The sequence below is a fragment of the Pseudonocardia adelaidensis genome, assembly GCF_039543345.1.
In the GTDB taxonomy this organism is placed as follows: Bacteria; Actinomycetota; Actinomycetes; order Mycobacteriales; family Pseudonocardiaceae; genus Pseudonocardia; species Pseudonocardia adelaidensis.
Window position 1 is genome coordinate 77,370 of record NZ_BAABJO010000038.1, and the last position, 14,093, is coordinate 91,462.

Below are 14,093 nucleotides of genomic sequence, written 5' to 3' on the forward strand. Positions count from 1 at the left end.
CACATGGACGCGAAGGTGGCCGTGATCGGCGTCGGCAGCATCGGTTCGATGACGCTGTGGCAGCTCGCCAGGGGCGGGGTCGACGCCATCGGCTTCGAGCAGTACGCACCCGGCCACGACCAGGCCGCGGCGGGTGGTGAGTCCCGGATCTTCCGCACCGCGTACCTCGAGGGCCCGCAGTACGTGCCGCTGCTGCTGCGCGCCCGTGAGCTGTGGCGGGAGCTGGAACGGGAGTCCGGGCGCCCGCTGCTCACGCTGTGCGGCGGTCTCATGATCGGCGCGGGTGGGTCGGAGGCGATGCGCAACGTCGTGGAGTCCGCGACGTCCTTCGACCTGCCGCACGAGGTGCTGGACGCCGCCGAGATGGGGCGCCGGTACCCGCAGCACCGCATGCTGCCCGGGGAGACGGCGGTGCTCGACGAGTGGGCCGGCGTGCTGCGCCCGGAGTTCGCGGTGCTCGCCGCCGCCCAGGCGGCCCGGGCGCGCGGGGCCCGCGTGGTGACCGGGTGCCGGGTCACCGGGGTCGAGCCGAGCGCCGACGGCGTGCGCGTGCACACCCCGGAGCGCAGCTACACGGTGGAGCAGGCGGTCGTCACGGCCGGGCCGTGGACGGCGCGGTTCGCCCCCGGCCTCGCCCGGCACATCACGCCGAAGAAGCTCGTGATGACCTGGTACCCGGCCCGCGACGTGGCCGCGTACACCCCGGACTCGTTCCCGATCTTCATCCGGGAGTCCGGCGACGTGCACATCTTCGGCATCCCGACCCTCGACGGCGGCTCGGTGAAGGTCGCGCCGCACGCGTCGTACGGGGACCTGGCCGACGCCGACGACCTCGACCGCAACGTCGCGGCCGCCGAGCTCGAACCGATCAACGCCGCCGTGGAGCGCCTGCTGCCCGGGCTGGACCCGACGCCGGTGCGCGTCTCCACCTACGTGGACGCCTACACCACCGACGGGCACGCCGTGGTCGGGCGGATGCCGGGCGCCGAGAACGTGTGGGTGCTCGGTGCGTTCTCCGGGCACGGGTTCAAGATGGCGCCCGCCTTCGGGCAGGTCGCCGCCGAGCTCGTCACGGAGGGCAAGACCAGCCTGCCGATCGAGCACCTCGACCCGGCCCGGTTCGCCGGGTGAGAGCTCACCCTCCCGACGCCTCGGCCACCGACCGGGGGAAGCGCGTCCTGGTGAACGTCATCGCGCCGGCAGGCACCATCCAGGGCAGCACCGTGACCGAGAAACGCCCCGCCGCGACGGCCGGGTCCACCGCCGTGAGCTCGCGGGCCGCGCTCCGGTGGCACGGCGAGGATGGACAGCCCACGCAACGGCTCGTCGTCGCCGCCGAGGAGCGGGCCCGCGGCGAGCAGGTACCCGGCATCGTGCAGCGCGGTCAGGTGGGCCAGGTGGGCGTCCTGCAGTGCGCGGGCCGCTTCCTCGTCCAGGCGGGGAGCGTCGGGTCGCTGGACGAGCAACGCCATCGTGTAGTGCTCGAACATCATCGGACGGCTCGATCGGAGGTGAGGTCGAGGTCGAGCCACTCGATGGTGGTGGTCCCCGGCACCTCGGTGCCCGGTGGCTCGGGGAACCACAGCTCGCCCATCAGCCGCTCGGCGACGTCGGCGAGATCGGAGGGTGCGCTGTTGCCGGGAGTACTCGATCTCATCCGGCGCTCCTGTCTGCGACCGTGGAGGTGGAGCGCGCGATCGGGAGCAGCCGCCGACGTGCTGTGGGGCGGGCAGAGCCACTCGATGCCGTCGATGCGGCGATCGTTCATTCAGCACCCGCGAGTGGATGCAACGACGAGTTCACCCTGCCCGTGGTCGGTAGTGTACCCCTGAACGAGGTGGCCGGTGACGGTGGCCGTGCCGACCGCAAGCGCAGGTGGCACGAGGTCATCGGCCGATCTATCGCACCTTCTCCGGGATGTGGTCGATGGCGTGCAGCACATGCACGGCAAGGTCCGTCGCGTCCTTCTCGCTGAGCTTCGAGTTCTGCATCAGGGCATGAGCGACGAGCCGGATGCGCTGCTCATAGAGCGAGATGTAGCTCTTGGCGCCGTTTTCCATTCTTGACCCTTCCGTGGAACGACGACGGTCGGCCCATCCGGGCGTCGACCGTCGGTAGGTGGCGGTACAGATCAGGCGCCCGCTGTGCCGAGGGCCTGGTCGCCGTCGGAGCGCGGGCGCGCGGAGCCGGTGGCGTGGAGCAGCGCGTCGATGCGGTCGTTGTTGGCTCGGCGTCCCGCTGCCAGCAACGCATCGTGCGCCGCCTGCGGCGTCGCCTCCGGCGGTACGACCAGGAGGGTGAGCTGGTGGCCGGCGCTCAGGACGTCGATCGTGGCGGGATGCTGCGAGCGGTAGCCGGAGAGCCGCACGCGCCGACCGTCGAGCGTGACCCTGCGCGGCGAGGGGCCCCAGGCGTCGAGGTTGTAGCTCACGCTCTCGACGGGACCCATTCGGACCGCGAGCACGGCCAACAGCGCCGGAAGCTCGACCGGAAGGTCACGCGAGCGGGGCCACCATCCACCGTCGACGAAGCCCGTGACGGGTGCGCGCGGCTTCAGGCGCAGGCGAAGGTGATGGCTGTCAGAGGCGCCAGGTGGCGCGCTGCGGGTGATGGCCGGCGACGTCATGTCGGTGCTCCGTCCTCGGACGCGGACGTCCGCCATCAGCTTTCGCCGAGGACGACATGGGCTCGAGCGCCCAGGTACTGGCTGAACCCGACAGATCCGACGCTACACCCGTTGACGCTTGGGAGAGGCGGTGCGACCAGCGCTGGACCGCAGACGGGCCCGGGTCTAGCCTGATCCGGCGGTCTCGCCCCAGACCCCGGTACCCGCTGTCAGTGCGCCAGGCCGGGCAGGAGTGAGCGAGATGACGCTGCCGCACTCCATCTCGGCAGACGTCTGTGCGATGTCGAACAAGTGGAGCCATCGCCCGTCGCCCGCCGGAACGCAACGGGCGATCTCGGGGAACGGGCGGTGGCCCTGCGCCTGGAGGGGGACGCGTGGGTCACCGGCTGTCGTCGGGCCCCGGCCGGCACGTCACGGCCGAGGCCCGATGAGCCGGTAGCAGCCGGCATCCAGCGTGCCGCGCGGACCCGCGCCGACCGCGCAGGGGTCAACCGCATCGGAGATCCTCATGAGCACCGCCGCAGTTGGTCACGTCGAGTACGTGCACCATGTCTGGCCGGCCCGACCCGTGCACCTGGCCTCGATCCGCGCGGAGGTCCGCCGGTGGCTGGCCCCGCTCGGACTCACCGAGGACACCCAGGAGGACATCGTCCTGGCCGCGAACGAGGCGGCCAGCAACGCGGCCGAGCACGCCTACCTGCCTGTCACCGTCGGGGACACGGTCGAGCTGACCTTTTGGGTCGAAGCCCGCGCCGTCTGGATCGAGATCGTGGACCATGGCCGCTGGCAGGCTCCCGCGCCCCGCCCCGGCGCTCGCGGCCACGGATTGAAGATGATGAGCAACCTCGTCGATACGGTGCTGCTCCACTACGACGGCCGCGGCACCCGCGTGCTGCTCCGCCACCCGGCCGTGGCACCTCACGATCAGCGGTGAGCGAGCCGATCCGCCGGAGAGCAGCACGGTGCGCAGATCCTCGGCTGCTACCGCGGCGCGGCAGGTTGCGGTGGACGTCCGCCCGCTGGGACGTGGATGACCGCGGCCGCGGAGGGGCTCGGGGTGCGGATCGGACGCAGCAGCACGGTGACGCCGAGCGCGGCCATCCACAGCCCCCAGCCGGTGCTGCCGAGTAGCCCGGCGAGATCCCACACGGGGAAGCCGGGTACGGCCGTGGCGAGGATGTCGGCCTGGTTCAGCAGGTAGAGCGTGCTGACGGCGAGCCCGGTGACGCCGAGCCAGCGGGGCAGGACGCGGGAACGCAGGATGACCACGCTGAGGGTGGCCGACCAGCCGATGACCAGCACCTGCCCCAGGTGTTCGCCCAGCAGCGCCCCGCCGAACTGGTGCTGCGCCGCCCACGCGGCCTCCACCGCGGCCCGGGTGACGGGGTCGCCGGAGACGAAGGACCGGGCAAGCGGCGGGACCACGAACACCCAGCGCAGGAACCCGATCAGTGACAGCAGCACCGACGTGGCGCCCGCCCAGGTGGCGACGCGCAGAACCGGGTCGTCGCGCCGGCCGAGTACTGCGGGGAGCAACAGGATCGGCACGGCCAGGATCGCGTAGGTCCACGCGGTGGCGAACCAGGTCCACACCAGGCCCGTGCCGCCCTCGACGACCGCGGGCAGCACCACGTCGGGGGGCTCCCGCAGGATGTCGGGCCAGTCGAACGTGGCGGACAACACCGTCGCAGCCGCCGCGAACGCCGCGGCGCCCACCACGAACAGCGCCCCGGTCGTCCGGCGAAGCTCGTCGCCCGCTCTCATGGGTCCCATCTCGGCCTCACCTCTGGATCGCGAGCACGACCGGCAGCGCATCGAGCATCAGGACAAGGCACCGATTCGCGAGCCGTCTGGGACTCGGGAGGGACACCGACCTCGTTAGCACGCCCATCGGCGGAGCCGCCCACGACGTGATCTTGCGAGTGGGCCGGCGACCAGGCGGGCTGACCACTCCGCACCCGGTCCACCGACGGTCCCCGGTCCGGTGGCCGTAGGGGAGTAGGGTTCACACGTCGGCTCGGTGTCCGATCTGGTCCCCGTCGTGCTCGTGTCGCCTACACGCTGGACGGGAAGTCGCGCGATGATCAGTCCGCCGGGTACGACCCCGATGGGACGGCCCTGCCGTGCCTGAGCTGGGCGTGGTCACGCGCACGCTCCTGGGCATCGCCCGGAACGGCGCGGACGAGCGGATCCTGGCGACGGCGATCTGCCGGGCATACGTCGACGGGCTCGGGGTCGACGGCGCCTCGATCTCGGTGCTCACCGCCACCGAGGCCCGCGAGACGCTGTCGGCCACGGACGACACGGCGGAACTGCTGGAGGAACTGCAGTTCGCCTTGAACGAGGGGCCGTGTGTAGAGGCAGCGACGACCGGCAACCCCGTCCTCGTGCCGGACGTGCACGACACGACGGACGCGGCACGGTGGCCCGTCTTCGCCGCCGCGGTCACCGAGCAGACCGACGGCCGGGCACTGTTCGCGCTACCGCTCCAATGGGGCGCGGTCAATCTCGGCGTCCTGGACCTGTACCGCCGTCTGCCGGTCACGCTGAGCGACGCGCAGCGCCGCGACGCCATCGGTGCCGCCGACGTGGCCACGTTGATGATGCTCGGGCTCCGCACCGATCCCGGCGGCGACGACTGGCTGGACACCGCCGTCGCGAGCCGGGCGGAGGTGCACCAGGCCACCGGGATGGTGCTGGTCCAGCTCGGGGTGAGCGCACCGCAGGCCTTGGCCCGGTTGCGCGCCTACGCGTTCGTCCACGACCGACTGCTCATCGATGTCGCCCGCGACGTGGTGGCTCGACGGCTCAGCTTCGCCGAGGATGTGGAGTAGCGATGGAACCATGTGAGGGGCGTGTGTCGTGAGTCGGTCACGTACCGATCGCGAGCGGTCGGCCAACCAGGCGTTCGTCGCGCTGGCGGACACCATGGTGGCCGACTACGACGCCATCGACCTGCTCGATCGTCTGATCGGCTTCTGCGTGGACCTCCTGCCCGCGGACGCCGCCGGCATCGTGCTCGGCGACGCCAGACGGGAGCTGCGCGTCGTCGCGGCATCCAGCGAGGCGGCCGAGCTGATGGAGCTGCTGCAGCTGCAGAGCGACGAGGGACCGTGCCTCGACTGCTTCCAGAACGCGGCGCCCGTGAGCATCGCGGACCTGGGCGACGCGGTGGACCGGTGGCCGAGATTCGTGGCCGCGGTGGCCGAGCGCGGACAGTTCCGCGCGGTGCACGCGCTGCCGCTGCGTCTGCGCGGTCAGGCGATCGGCGCGTTGAACCTGTTCGACCGCGAACCGGGACCGCTCCCCGAGCACGACCTGGCCCTCGGCCAGGCGTTGGCCGACGTGGCCACCATCGGCATCCTGCAGGAACGGGCGATCCGCCGTGCCGAGGTCGTCAACGAACAACTACAGATGGCGCTGACCAGCAGGGTGACCATCGAGCAGGCCAAGGGCGTGCTGAGCCAGCATTTCGGGGACGACGTGGAAGCGGCGTTCGACCGGCTCCGGCGCTATGCGCGGAGCCGGAACGAGAAGCTCGCCGGCGTCGCCGGCAAGGTGGTCCGCCGTGAGCTCGACCCCGCCGTGTTCGCACGGCCCTCGGGCCCCCCTCATCGGGCACCGGCACCGCGTCCCTGACCGTCCGTAGCGGATCTCCAGCGGTATGTCCCCGTGCCTCGGCGCGCCCCGCGATCGCCCTCGCCGACGGCGCGGAGCCGGGGTGCTGCCTGCCGCCGAGATCCTGACGCGTTGCAGCGATCGACTCCGAGCCGGCCGGTAAGGCGTATCCGTCTTCGAGCGCCTGGTCCGGGTGATGGGAGTAGGCTGTGTGTTGCAGAAGGATTTCAGGCGGGCCTTCGGATCGTTTTCGTTCTGTGTCCGGAGTCGGATCTCGATCGCCTCATTCCGCGCCGAGCTGCGAGACAGAACGGAAGGTCGGCGATGATCACATTTCTCGGGGCATTGATCTTCGTGACGGTCATCATGATCGGTACGCTCGACCGCAACAGTGGCCTGCGCCTCCTCCAGAAGTACGAGTCGCCGCGGCACCCGGGTCCGCGCCGCGATCCGTCGAAGCCCGCAGGTCGACGACGCCGCGCCGGCGACTCCTGACCTGGTAGCGGTCCAGGGTGGGCATCGTGATCTCCCCAGGCGGTGGTGATCCTCAGGCGGCCGCGGAACGCGCCGGGCCGACGGTGCGCCCGAGGAAGCCGCGGACGTAACCCACCGCCGTGTCGAGCGCGCTCTCCAGCAGGAAGTGGCCGCCGTCGATCAGGTGGATCTCGGCGTCGGGGAGGTCGCGGGCGAAGGCGGTCGCCCCGGCCGGACCGAAGATCTCGTCGCCGTTGCCCCAGATCGCCAGCAGCGGGACCTGGCTGGAACGGAAGTACTGGTGCACCGCCGGGTAGAGCGGCGGGTTGGAGGCGTAGTCGCGGAACAGGGCGAGCTGGATCTCGGCGTTGCCCGGCCGGTTGACCTCGGCGTGGTCGACGGCCCAGGTGTCGGGGTCGACGAGGTCCGGCTCCGCGACGCCCGTGAGGTACTGCCAGCGGATGGCGTCGATGCCGATCGCGCCGCGGACCGGCTCCTCGGTGTCGGGGCCGGGCGTGCGGTGGTAGGCCCACAGCGGGGCCCAGAAGGACTCCACCAAGCCGTCGTCGTAGGCGTTCCCGTTCTGGCTGATGATCGCCTGCACGGCGGCGGGGCGGCGCAGGGCGAGGCGCCAGCCGATGGGGGCGCCGTAGTCCTGCACGTACATCGCGAACCGCTCGATGCCGAGCCGATCGAGCAGGCCCTGGGTGATGTCGGTCAGGGCGTCGAAGGTGTACGTGAACTCCGACGTCGGTGGGGTCGCCGACTGACCGAAGCCGATGTGGTCGGGAGCGATGACGTGGTAGCGGTCTGCCAGCGCGGGGATCAGGTGCCGGAACATGCGCGAGCTCGTCGGGAAGCCGTGCAGCAGCAGCACGACCGGTGCGCCGGCCGGGCCGGCCTCCCGGTAGAAGACCCGCTGCCCGTCGACGGTGGTGGTCCGGTGGCGCACCTCGGCCATCTCTAACTCCTATACGTTGGTTTGACGGTTAGTGCCTGAGTCATGACACACCTCTGTGGCTAACTTGTCAACTGCCTCGTAGGGGTTAGTATCGAGTCATGCCCCATCCGGTCGCCCGCGAGGACGAGGTCCTGCTCCTCGAGCTGCTGAACAGCACGCCCGTCGTCGACGGCGTACAGCGCGACCTGCTGGCGGTCGACGGCGAGGCGGGGGAGTGGGCCCGGGCCAGGGGCGGCTCGGGTGCGTCCGCCGAGATCGCCCGGCTGCGCCGCGTCCGGGACCGGCTCCAGGCGGTCGTCCGGGGCGCCGAGCCTGCGGACGCGCTGGCACCGTTCCTCGACGGCGTGCACCTGGTTCCCGAGCTCGGGAAGGGCGGGTTGAGGTGGACTCTCGACGTCACAGGCGACGCGCGGTTGTCCGCGCGCGTCCTGCTCGCATGGGGGCACCTGCAGGAGACGATGCCCGGCCGGCTTCGGCCCTGCGCAAACGACGAGTGCCGGCTGTTCCTGCTCGACCGCAGCAAGCCCAACAGCGCGCGGTGGTGCTCGATGAAGGTGTGTGGGAACCGGCTCAAGGCACGCCGCCACTACGAGCGCACCCACCGCACGACCTAGTGTCTTCCGGCGGGGGGCACTAGGTCCGCCTGCGGACGCGGTCGGTCGCGATCCGCTGCTGCACCTGCCCGAAGGAGCCCTGCCGCGTGTAGGTCACCAGGAGGCTGCCGATGTCGCGCCGCACCACCACGGCGTCCCGCCAGCGACCGCGGATGTAGGCCACGACGGCCTCACCGGGTGCGACGTCGATGCTGCGGGCGATCGGCTCGGTGTCGGCAGGCGGATCGTCGAGGGAGGCGGTGAAGAGCGCGGGCGCCGCCGGTGCCGGTTCGTCGGCGACGACCGGCGCGTGCCCCGCCTCCTCCGGTCCGCCGGGCTCGTCGTGGGCCTCCTCGGCGCCCCCCACCTCGCCCGGCACGACCACGGTGTCGCCCGCGAGCAGCAGCGCGAGTTCGTCACCGGTCAGCTCGGCCTCCACGACCCGGCCCTCGGGTGTGTCCACCGCGAGGCGCACGACGAGGACGCCGGCCTGGTCCTGCTCGAGGGCGAGCGAGACCCGCAGGTCACGGGTCGACGGCATGGGCCGACGGTACGAGGGGTGCAGCGTGCCCGCGCCGCGCTCGGCCGCGGTCCGTCCGAACGTGTGGGGAAAAGCGCATGATCGAGCGACCACCCCAGTGATCGGCCGGACGCCCGTTCAGCGCCGCCCGCGGGGTGTCCAGTACCGCATCAGGACGCGGAGGACGACCGAGATCTCGAACCGGGTGACCCCGGAGTGGCGGCCGAGGTCCCGGGTCAGGAAGTCGGCGAGGTCGTCCTCGTGGCGGAACAGGCCGTGGTGGATCACGGACGACGTTCCGGCGACGGTGGTGACGTAGCGCGCGGAGGGGTGTGCGCTGAGGGCGGTGGCGATCTCCTGCATGGAGCCCGCCGACGTGGCCAGGGAGATGACGGCCTCGAGGGGGTAGCCCAGCAGCGCCGGTTCGATCTCGACGCGCGGCTGGACGAGCCCCCGGTCCAGCAGCGACTGGGTGAGCCGGTAGGCGGTGGACGCGCTCATCCCGAGCTCGCGGGCGATCTCCGCGGTGCTGGCCCTCCCGTTGCGCTGGAGCACCCGGGCGATGCCGCCCTCCTCGTCGGTGAGCCGGCACGGGCCGTCCGGTGGGGGACCGTGCCGGTGCTCGCCGAGCGCCTCTTCCTGCTCGGCGCCGAGCCGGATCAGCCGCCAGCTCGACCCGGAGCGGTACCTGCGCAGCCCGACCTCGGAATGGGTGCGGTCGACGCCGGGGATCGAGGGCAGCGTCGAGACGAGCAGCGCCGTGGCATCGGCCCGCCGGGGCGGGTGCAGGATGCAGTACACGTCGGCGCGGCCGGTGGTCGCGGCGACGAACTGCGCCTCGTCGAGCTCCGCGACGGCCTCGGCGACCGGCCCGGTGCGGCCGGGGAGCGTGGAGATCCAGACGTGGTGCGGTGTGGCGTCCCCGGCGATCCACCAGGGCACCTGGCCGACGACGCGCATCGCGTGCTGCTCGCGCAGCCTGCTCATCCGGCGGCTGATCGTCCCGGTGGACACCCCGAGCACGTCGGCGAGCACGCGCACGCCCGCGCGCGGCGCGATCTGCAGCGCCGCGACCAGGTCGAGGTCGCCGACCTCGAGCGTCTCCGTCACGTGGGTGTTTCTAGCACGAGGCGGGGATGCGAAGGATGATGCTCGTTGATCGGTCGTGATTGACAGATTCACGCTGTCGAGATCTACTCCTTGGTCGTATCGCCCAAAGGAGGGAAGCGCGTGACCTCGTCGCTGCTGATCCGCAACGCCCACGTGCTCGACGTGGAGTCCGCCGGTTACCGGCCGGCCGACCTGCGCTGTGTCGACGGCAAGGTCGCCGAGGTCGACGACCGGCTCGACGCCCCACCCGACGTGCCGGTACTGGACGTGCGCGGCGCCCACGTACTGCCCGGGCTCGTCGACTGCCACGTGCACGTCAACGCGGTCAGCGGCAACCTCACCCAGGTCGCAGGCCTGCCGCCCAGCTACGTCACCGCGGGGGCGGTCCGGAACATGGGCGCCATGCTGGACCGCGGGTTCACCACGGTCCGCGACACCGGCGGCGCGGACTTCGGCCTCGCCCGCGCGCAGGCGCACGGCATGGTCCGCGGGCCGCGGCTGATCTACGGCGGCAAGTCGCTCAGCCAGACCGGGGGGCACGGTGACAAGCGGCCGGTCGAGGTCAACGTCGTCGACAACCACCCGTGCTGCGCCGGCACCGGGCAGGTCGCGGACGGGGTGGACGAGGTCCGCCGGGCCGTCCGCAACGAACTGCGCCGGGGCGCCCACCACATCAAGGTGCACGCCTCCGGCGGCGTGTCCTCGCTCGGCGACCGGATCACCTCCACCCAGTACTCGATGGAGGAGCTGCGCGCTGCCGTCGAGGAGGCCGAAGCCGCCGAGCGGTACGTCACCGTGCACGCCTACCCGGCCCGTGCCATCAACCGGGCGCTCGAGGCCGGCGTCCGCTGCGTCGAGCACGGGAACCTGCTCGACGAGCGCACCATCGAGCTCCTCCTCGAGCGGGAGGCGTTCCTCGTGCCGACGCTGGTCACCTACGTCGCCCTGAAGCACGAGGGCCGCGAGCACGGGCTGCCCCGGGAGAGCTGGGAGAAGGTCGACGAGGTCATGAGCGGCGGCCTCGGCGCACTGGAACGCGCGGCGCGGGCCGGCGTGCGGATCGCGTACGGCACCGACCTGCTCGGCGCGATGCAGCACCGGCAGAACGAGGAGTTCCGCATCCGCGCCGAGGTGCAGGAACCGATCGACGTCATCCGGTCGGCCACCAGCACCGCGGCCGAGCTCGTCGGCATGGTGGGGGAGATCGGCACCCTCGCGCCGGGAGCGCACGCCGACCTCGTCGTCCTCGACGGCGATCCGCTCCAGGACATCGGGATGCTCGCCGACCCGGCGAACGTGCGCACCGTCGTGCAGGCGGGCGAGATCGTCGCGCGGTCGGAGCGGTCGTGAACGACCCGGTGCCGGTGAACAACACGGTCATCGTCGGCGCGATCGGCGCCTACGTGATCGTCATGATCGTCGTGGGTGCATGGGCGGCCCGGAAGGTCCGCACCAACCACGACTTCATGCTCGCCGGGCAGCGCCTCGGCCGCCTCGTCCTCACCGGCACGCTGCTGGCCACGTGGACGGGCGCAGGCACGATCATCGGCAGGGCCAGCTTCTCCTACACCTACGGCCCGCTGGCCAGCATCTTCTACAGCCTCGGCGCGCCGACCGGCATCCTCATCATGTACCTGTTCCTGGCCAAGCGGGTGCGCCAGTACGGCAAGTACACGGTGCCGGAGATCATGGAGACCCGCTACGGGCCCAGCGTGCGCCTGGTGACCGCGGTGGCGATCCTGCTCGCCTACACCGGGATCATGTCCGAGCAGGTACGCGGGCTCGGGTACATCCTGCACCTCACCACCGACTTCCCCGAGGAGCTCGCCAAGCTCGTCGGGCTCGCCGTGATCGTGTTCCTCGCGTTCAGCGGCGGGTTGCTCTCCGTGGCCTACACCGATGCCATCAGCGCCCTGCTGATCACGATCGCGCTCGTCGGTGGCTTCGTCTTCGTGCTCGTCGCGGTGGGCGGCTTCGGCGGGCTCGCCGAGAGCCTGCCGCCGGACCACATGACCTGGAGCGGCGGGCTCACCCCGATCCAGGTTGTCGGCTACGTCCTGCCCACCCTGCTGCTGATCCTCGGCGACCAGAACATGTACCAGCGGTTCACGGCGGCGCAGAACCCGGAGATCGCGAAGCGGTCGACCCTCGGCTTCCTCGCCGGTGACGTGCTGTTCTACGGCGCGGTGATCGTGCTCGCCTCGTGCGCCACGGTGCTCCTGCCCGGCATCGCGCCCGACACCGCGATCCTGCGGCTCGCCACCGACTCGCTCCCCCTCGCGCTCGGCGCCACCATGCTCATGGCCGGCACCGCGTTCATCATCACCACCGGCAACTCCTACCTGCTCTCCGCGGCGGGCAACCTGGTGCACGACATCCACCGCTCGCTGTCACGGCGGGAGCACGACGCCCGGCGGGAGCTGCTGCTCACGCGCATCGCCATCGTCGTGCTCGGCGCGCTCGCCTACGCGATCGGCGAGTTCTTCCCGAGCGTCCTCGAGATCCAGGTCTTCTCGTACACGATGTACGGGGCTGTCGTCACGCCGTCCCTGCTCGCGGTGTTCCTCTGGAAGCGCGCCACGGCCGCGGGGAGCATCGCCTCCATCATCACCGGGATCGTGGCCACCCTCGGCTGGGAGTTCGTCCTCGACAAGCCGTTGGGCTGGAACAGCGTGCTCGTCTCCCTGCCGCTCGCGCTCGTCGCGCTCGTCGCGGTCAGTCTCGCGACGACGCCACGGTCCGATCGGGCACCGTGCAGCTCCCCGGCGGCTCAGAGCGAGGCGTAGAGCGCGCTCTCGAAGTCCCCGTACAGCGTCCACGCCTCCTCGGTGATGAACGGCAGCGAGTTGGTGTAGATCGAGGCGCAGACACCGGTGGTGCGGTCGACGAAGAAATGCGTGTTGAGCAACCCCGCCCACGCCCCCGTGTAGGCCTTGCGGCGCCCGGGGACGTCGTGGGTGTTCAGCAGCAGGCCGTAGCCCCACTTCCACCCCGGTCCGACCCGCAGCGCGTCGGTGGTCGGCGGGTCCGCGGTCGGGATCTCGGCGGGGAAGTCGAGGTCGCCGATCTGGTTGGAGAAGGCCGCGTCGACCGTGTCCGGCGCGAGGATGCGCACGCCGTCGAGCTCACCGCCGCGGAGCAGGGCCCGCTCGAACCGGATGTAGTCCCGTGGGGTCGAGTAGAGCCCGTGGCCGCCCGCCCACCAGTCGGGGTTCTGGTTGAGCAGCTCCCCGGCCGATGTCCACGACCCGTCCTCACCCCTGAGGTGCAACGACACGCAGTTCTCCAGGCGGCCCGCGTCCAGGCGGAACATCGTGTCGTCCATGCCGAGCGGCCCGGTGATCTGGTCCTTGATCACGACGTCCAGGGTCTGCCCCGCGACGGCCTCGACGACCTTGCCCAGCCAGTCGATGTTGATCCCGTAGACGAACTGGGCGCCGGGGTCGGCCACCATCGGGGCCTTGAACGCGTCGGCCGAACCCGCGACCACGTTCGGCAGGCCGGTGACCTCCTGGTACCTGACCAGGTCGGCGTTCCAGAACCAGTAGCCCAGGCCCGTCGTGTGGGTGATCAGCTGCCGCACCGTGGCCCGGCCACCCGCGGGGCGGAGCTTCGGCCGGTCGCCGTCGAAGCCCTCCAGGACCTGCACGTCGGCGAACTCCGGACAGTAGGTGTCGACCGGCGCCTGCATCTCGAGGTCGCCGCGCTCGACCTGCTGCAGGGCGGCGGCTGTGCACACCATCTTGGTCATCGACATGATCCGGAACTGGGTCGAGGTCGTGACCCGGTCGCTGCTCTCGCCGACGGCCCGCACCCCGGCCCCGCCCTCGTAGAGGATGCCCTCGCGGTCCGCGGCGATCGCGGCAACGTGCGGAACGGCACCGGTATCCACGGCGTCCTGCAGGACCCTGTCGATGGCGCTTCCGTCGAGGGAACCCATCGTGACCTCCTTCGCCGGCCGAGCTGACGCGAGTCACTGTAGGCATCCGGAGCCATGCCCGGCTCCGAGAGTGGGCGGGTCCTCCACCATCGGCTAGTGTCCCCCGCCGGGAGTCCGTTGGGTGAGTCGGTGGATCCAGGTTCTCGCTGCGTGTGCCGGGCGGCGGCCCTCGTACCGGGCGTACTCGGGACGTCGGCCGGTGCGCGCAGCGTGGGGCTGGGCCGCCGAATTGTTCGGCGGACTTCCGGCGG

Annotated in this window: 16 protein-coding genes; 7 read left to right on the top strand and 9 right to left on the bottom strand. The window is 71.4% G+C overall.

The features are described from left to right. Positions 1-3: 3 nt before the first annotated feature. Entirely contained in the window at positions 4-1,131 is a 1,128-nt protein-coding gene (solA, locus tag ABEA81_RS35555; RefSeq protein WP_345611364.1) for an N-methyl-L-tryptophan oxidase, read from the top strand. A 4-nt stretch (positions 1,132-1,135) separates the two neighbouring features. Here the strand turns inward: solA and ABEA81_RS35560 are convergent, their stop codons facing one another. From ABEA81_RS35560 to ABEA81_RS35575, 4 genes are all read right to left on the bottom strand, one after another. Next, positions 1,136-1,315, bottom strand: coding sequence for a YciI family protein (locus tag ABEA81_RS35560; protein ID WP_345611365.1), 180 nt, complete (start codon positions 1,313-1,315; stop codon positions 1,136-1,138). A 174-nt stretch (positions 1,316-1,489) separates the two neighbouring features. Beyond that, the gene (locus tag ABEA81_RS35565) at positions 1,490-1,657 is read right to left on the bottom strand and encodes a hypothetical protein (RefSeq protein ID WP_345611366.1); all 168 of its coding nucleotides are present in this window, start codon (positions 1,655-1,657) and stop codon (positions 1,490-1,492) included. Between the two features lie 241 nt (positions 1,658-1,898). Further along, positions 1,899-2,060: a DUF6307 family protein gene (locus ABEA81_RS35570; protein WP_345611368.1), complete on the bottom strand. Its 162-nt coding sequence runs from the start codon at positions 2,058-2,060 to the stop codon at positions 1,899-1,901. Between the two features lie 71 nt (positions 2,061-2,131). Next, positions 2,132-2,662 (bottom strand): DUF5994 family protein, encoded by a 531-nt coding sequence (locus ABEA81_RS35575; RefSeq protein WP_345611370.1) that lies wholly within the window; start codon positions 2,660-2,662, stop codon positions 2,132-2,134. A 472-nt stretch (positions 2,663-3,134) separates the two neighbouring features. Here ABEA81_RS35575 and ABEA81_RS35580 point away from each other — a divergent pair, with 472 nt between their 5' ends. Continuing rightward, on the top strand, positions 3,135-3,560 hold the full coding sequence (locus ABEA81_RS35580; protein WP_345611372.1) for an ATP-binding protein: 426 nt from the start codon (positions 3,135-3,137) through the stop codon (positions 3,558-3,560). Between the two features lie 47 nt (positions 3,561-3,607). Here ABEA81_RS35580 and ABEA81_RS35585 read toward each other — a convergent pair whose 3' ends face one another. Then, the gene (locus ABEA81_RS35585) at positions 3,608-4,399 is read right to left on the bottom strand and encodes a DUF4386 domain-containing protein (protein WP_345611373.1); all 792 of its coding nucleotides are present in this window, start codon (positions 4,397-4,399) and stop codon (positions 3,608-3,610) included. 350 nt (positions 4,400-4,749) lie between these two features. On the opposite strand from ABEA81_RS35585, the gene ABEA81_RS35590 reads away from it, so the two are divergent. Both ABEA81_RS35590 and ABEA81_RS35595 read left to right on the top strand, forming a co-directional pair. Next, positions 4,750-5,460, top strand: a complete 711-nt coding sequence (locus ABEA81_RS35590) for a GAF and ANTAR domain-containing protein (protein ID WP_345611374.1) — start codon at positions 4,750-4,752, stop codon at positions 5,458-5,460. A 28-nt stretch (positions 5,461-5,488) separates the two neighbouring features. Continuing rightward, positions 5,489-6,265, top strand: a complete 777-nt coding sequence (locus tag ABEA81_RS35595; RefSeq protein WP_345611375.1) for a GAF and ANTAR domain-containing protein — start codon at positions 5,489-5,491, stop codon at positions 6,263-6,265. A gap of 526 nt (positions 6,266-6,791) precedes the next feature. Here ABEA81_RS35595 and ABEA81_RS35600 read toward each other — a convergent pair. Further along, positions 6,792-7,679: an alpha/beta fold hydrolase gene (locus ABEA81_RS35600; protein WP_345611376.1), complete on the bottom strand. Its 888-nt coding sequence runs from the start codon at positions 7,677-7,679 to the stop codon at positions 6,792-6,794. 98 nt (positions 7,680-7,777) lie between these two features. On the opposite strand from ABEA81_RS35600, the gene ABEA81_RS35605 reads away from it, so the two are divergent. Next, positions 7,778-8,293: a CGNR zinc finger domain-containing protein gene (locus tag ABEA81_RS35605; protein WP_345611377.1), complete on the top strand. Its 516-nt coding sequence runs from the start codon at positions 7,778-7,780 to the stop codon at positions 8,291-8,293. 19 nt (positions 8,294-8,312) lie between these two features. On the opposite strand, the gene ABEA81_RS35610 is transcribed toward ABEA81_RS35605, so the two are convergent. Continuing rightward, the gene (locus ABEA81_RS35610; RefSeq protein WP_345611379.1) at positions 8,313-8,813 is read right to left on the bottom strand and encodes a hypothetical protein; all 501 of its coding nucleotides are present in this window, start codon (positions 8,811-8,813) and stop codon (positions 8,313-8,315) included. 117 nt (positions 8,814-8,930) lie between these two features. Next, a complete protein-coding gene (locus ABEA81_RS35615; protein WP_345611381.1) occupies positions 8,931-9,902 on the bottom strand; it encodes an Lrp/AsnC family transcriptional regulator in 972 nt (323 codons plus the stop codon). A 120-nt stretch (positions 9,903-10,022) separates the two neighbouring features. On the opposite strand from ABEA81_RS35615, the gene ABEA81_RS35620 reads away from it, so the two are divergent. Both ABEA81_RS35620 and ABEA81_RS35625 read left to right on the top strand, forming a co-directional pair. Then, complete coding sequence (locus ABEA81_RS35620; RefSeq protein ID WP_345611382.1) at positions 10,023-11,252, top strand: metal-dependent hydrolase family protein; 1,230 nt, start codon at positions 10,023-10,025, stop codon at positions 11,250-11,252. Continuing rightward, entirely contained in the window at positions 11,249-12,688 is a 1,440-nt protein-coding gene (locus ABEA81_RS35625; protein ID WP_345611384.1) for a sodium:solute symporter family protein, read from the top strand. Before ABEA81_RS35620 ends, ABEA81_RS35625 begins: the two co-directional genes overlap by 4 nt. On the opposite strand, the gene ABEA81_RS35630 is transcribed toward ABEA81_RS35625, so the two are convergent. Beyond that, positions 12,673-13,842, bottom strand: a complete 1,170-nt coding sequence (locus tag ABEA81_RS35630; protein ID WP_345611386.1) for a serine hydrolase domain-containing protein — start codon at positions 13,840-13,842, stop codon at positions 12,673-12,675. The two genes, ABEA81_RS35625 and ABEA81_RS35630, sit on opposite strands and share 16 nt — an antisense overlap. Positions 13,843-14,093 lie beyond the last annotated feature (251 nt).

What these genes read in the sequence shown, in the direction of transcription:
- ABEA81_RS35570 (WP_345611368.1), bottom strand. Translation starts at nt 2,060, where the DNA reads ATGGAAAACGGCGCCAAGAGCTACATCTCGCTCTATGAGCAGCGCATC.
- ABEA81_RS35630 (WP_345611386.1), bottom strand. Translation starts at nt 13,842, where the DNA reads ATGGGTTCCCTCGACGGAAGCGCCATCGACAGGGTCCTGCAGGACGCC.
- ABEA81_RS35585 (WP_345611373.1), bottom strand. Translation starts at nt 4,399, where the DNA reads ATGGGACCCATGAGAGCGGGCGACGAGCTTCGCCGGACGACCGGGGCG.
- ABEA81_RS35610 (WP_345611379.1), bottom strand. Translation starts at nt 8,813, where the DNA reads ATGCCGTCGACCCGTGACCTGCGGGTCTCGCTCGCCCTCGAGCAGGAC.
- solA (WP_345611364.1), top strand. Translation starts at nt 4, where the DNA reads ATGGACGCGAAGGTGGCCGTGATCGGCGTCGGCAGCATCGGTTCGATG.
- ABEA81_RS35580 (WP_345611372.1), top strand. Translation starts at nt 3,135, where the DNA reads ATGAGCACCGCCGCAGTTGGTCACGTCGAGTACGTGCACCATGTCTGG.
- ABEA81_RS35565 (WP_345611366.1), bottom strand. Translation starts at nt 1,657, where the DNA reads ATGAGATCGAGTACTCCCGGCAACAGCGCACCCTCCGATCTCGCCGAC.
- ABEA81_RS35600 (WP_345611376.1), bottom strand. Translation starts at nt 7,679, where the DNA reads ATGGCCGAGGTGCGCCACCGGACCACCACCGTCGACGGGCAGCGGGTC.
- ABEA81_RS35575 (WP_345611370.1), bottom strand. Translation starts at nt 2,662, where the DNA reads ATGGCGGACGTCCGCGTCCGAGGACGGAGCACCGACATGACGTCGCCG.
- ABEA81_RS35605 (WP_345611377.1), top strand. Translation starts at nt 7,778, where the DNA reads ATGCCCCATCCGGTCGCCCGCGAGGACGAGGTCCTGCTCCTCGAGCTG.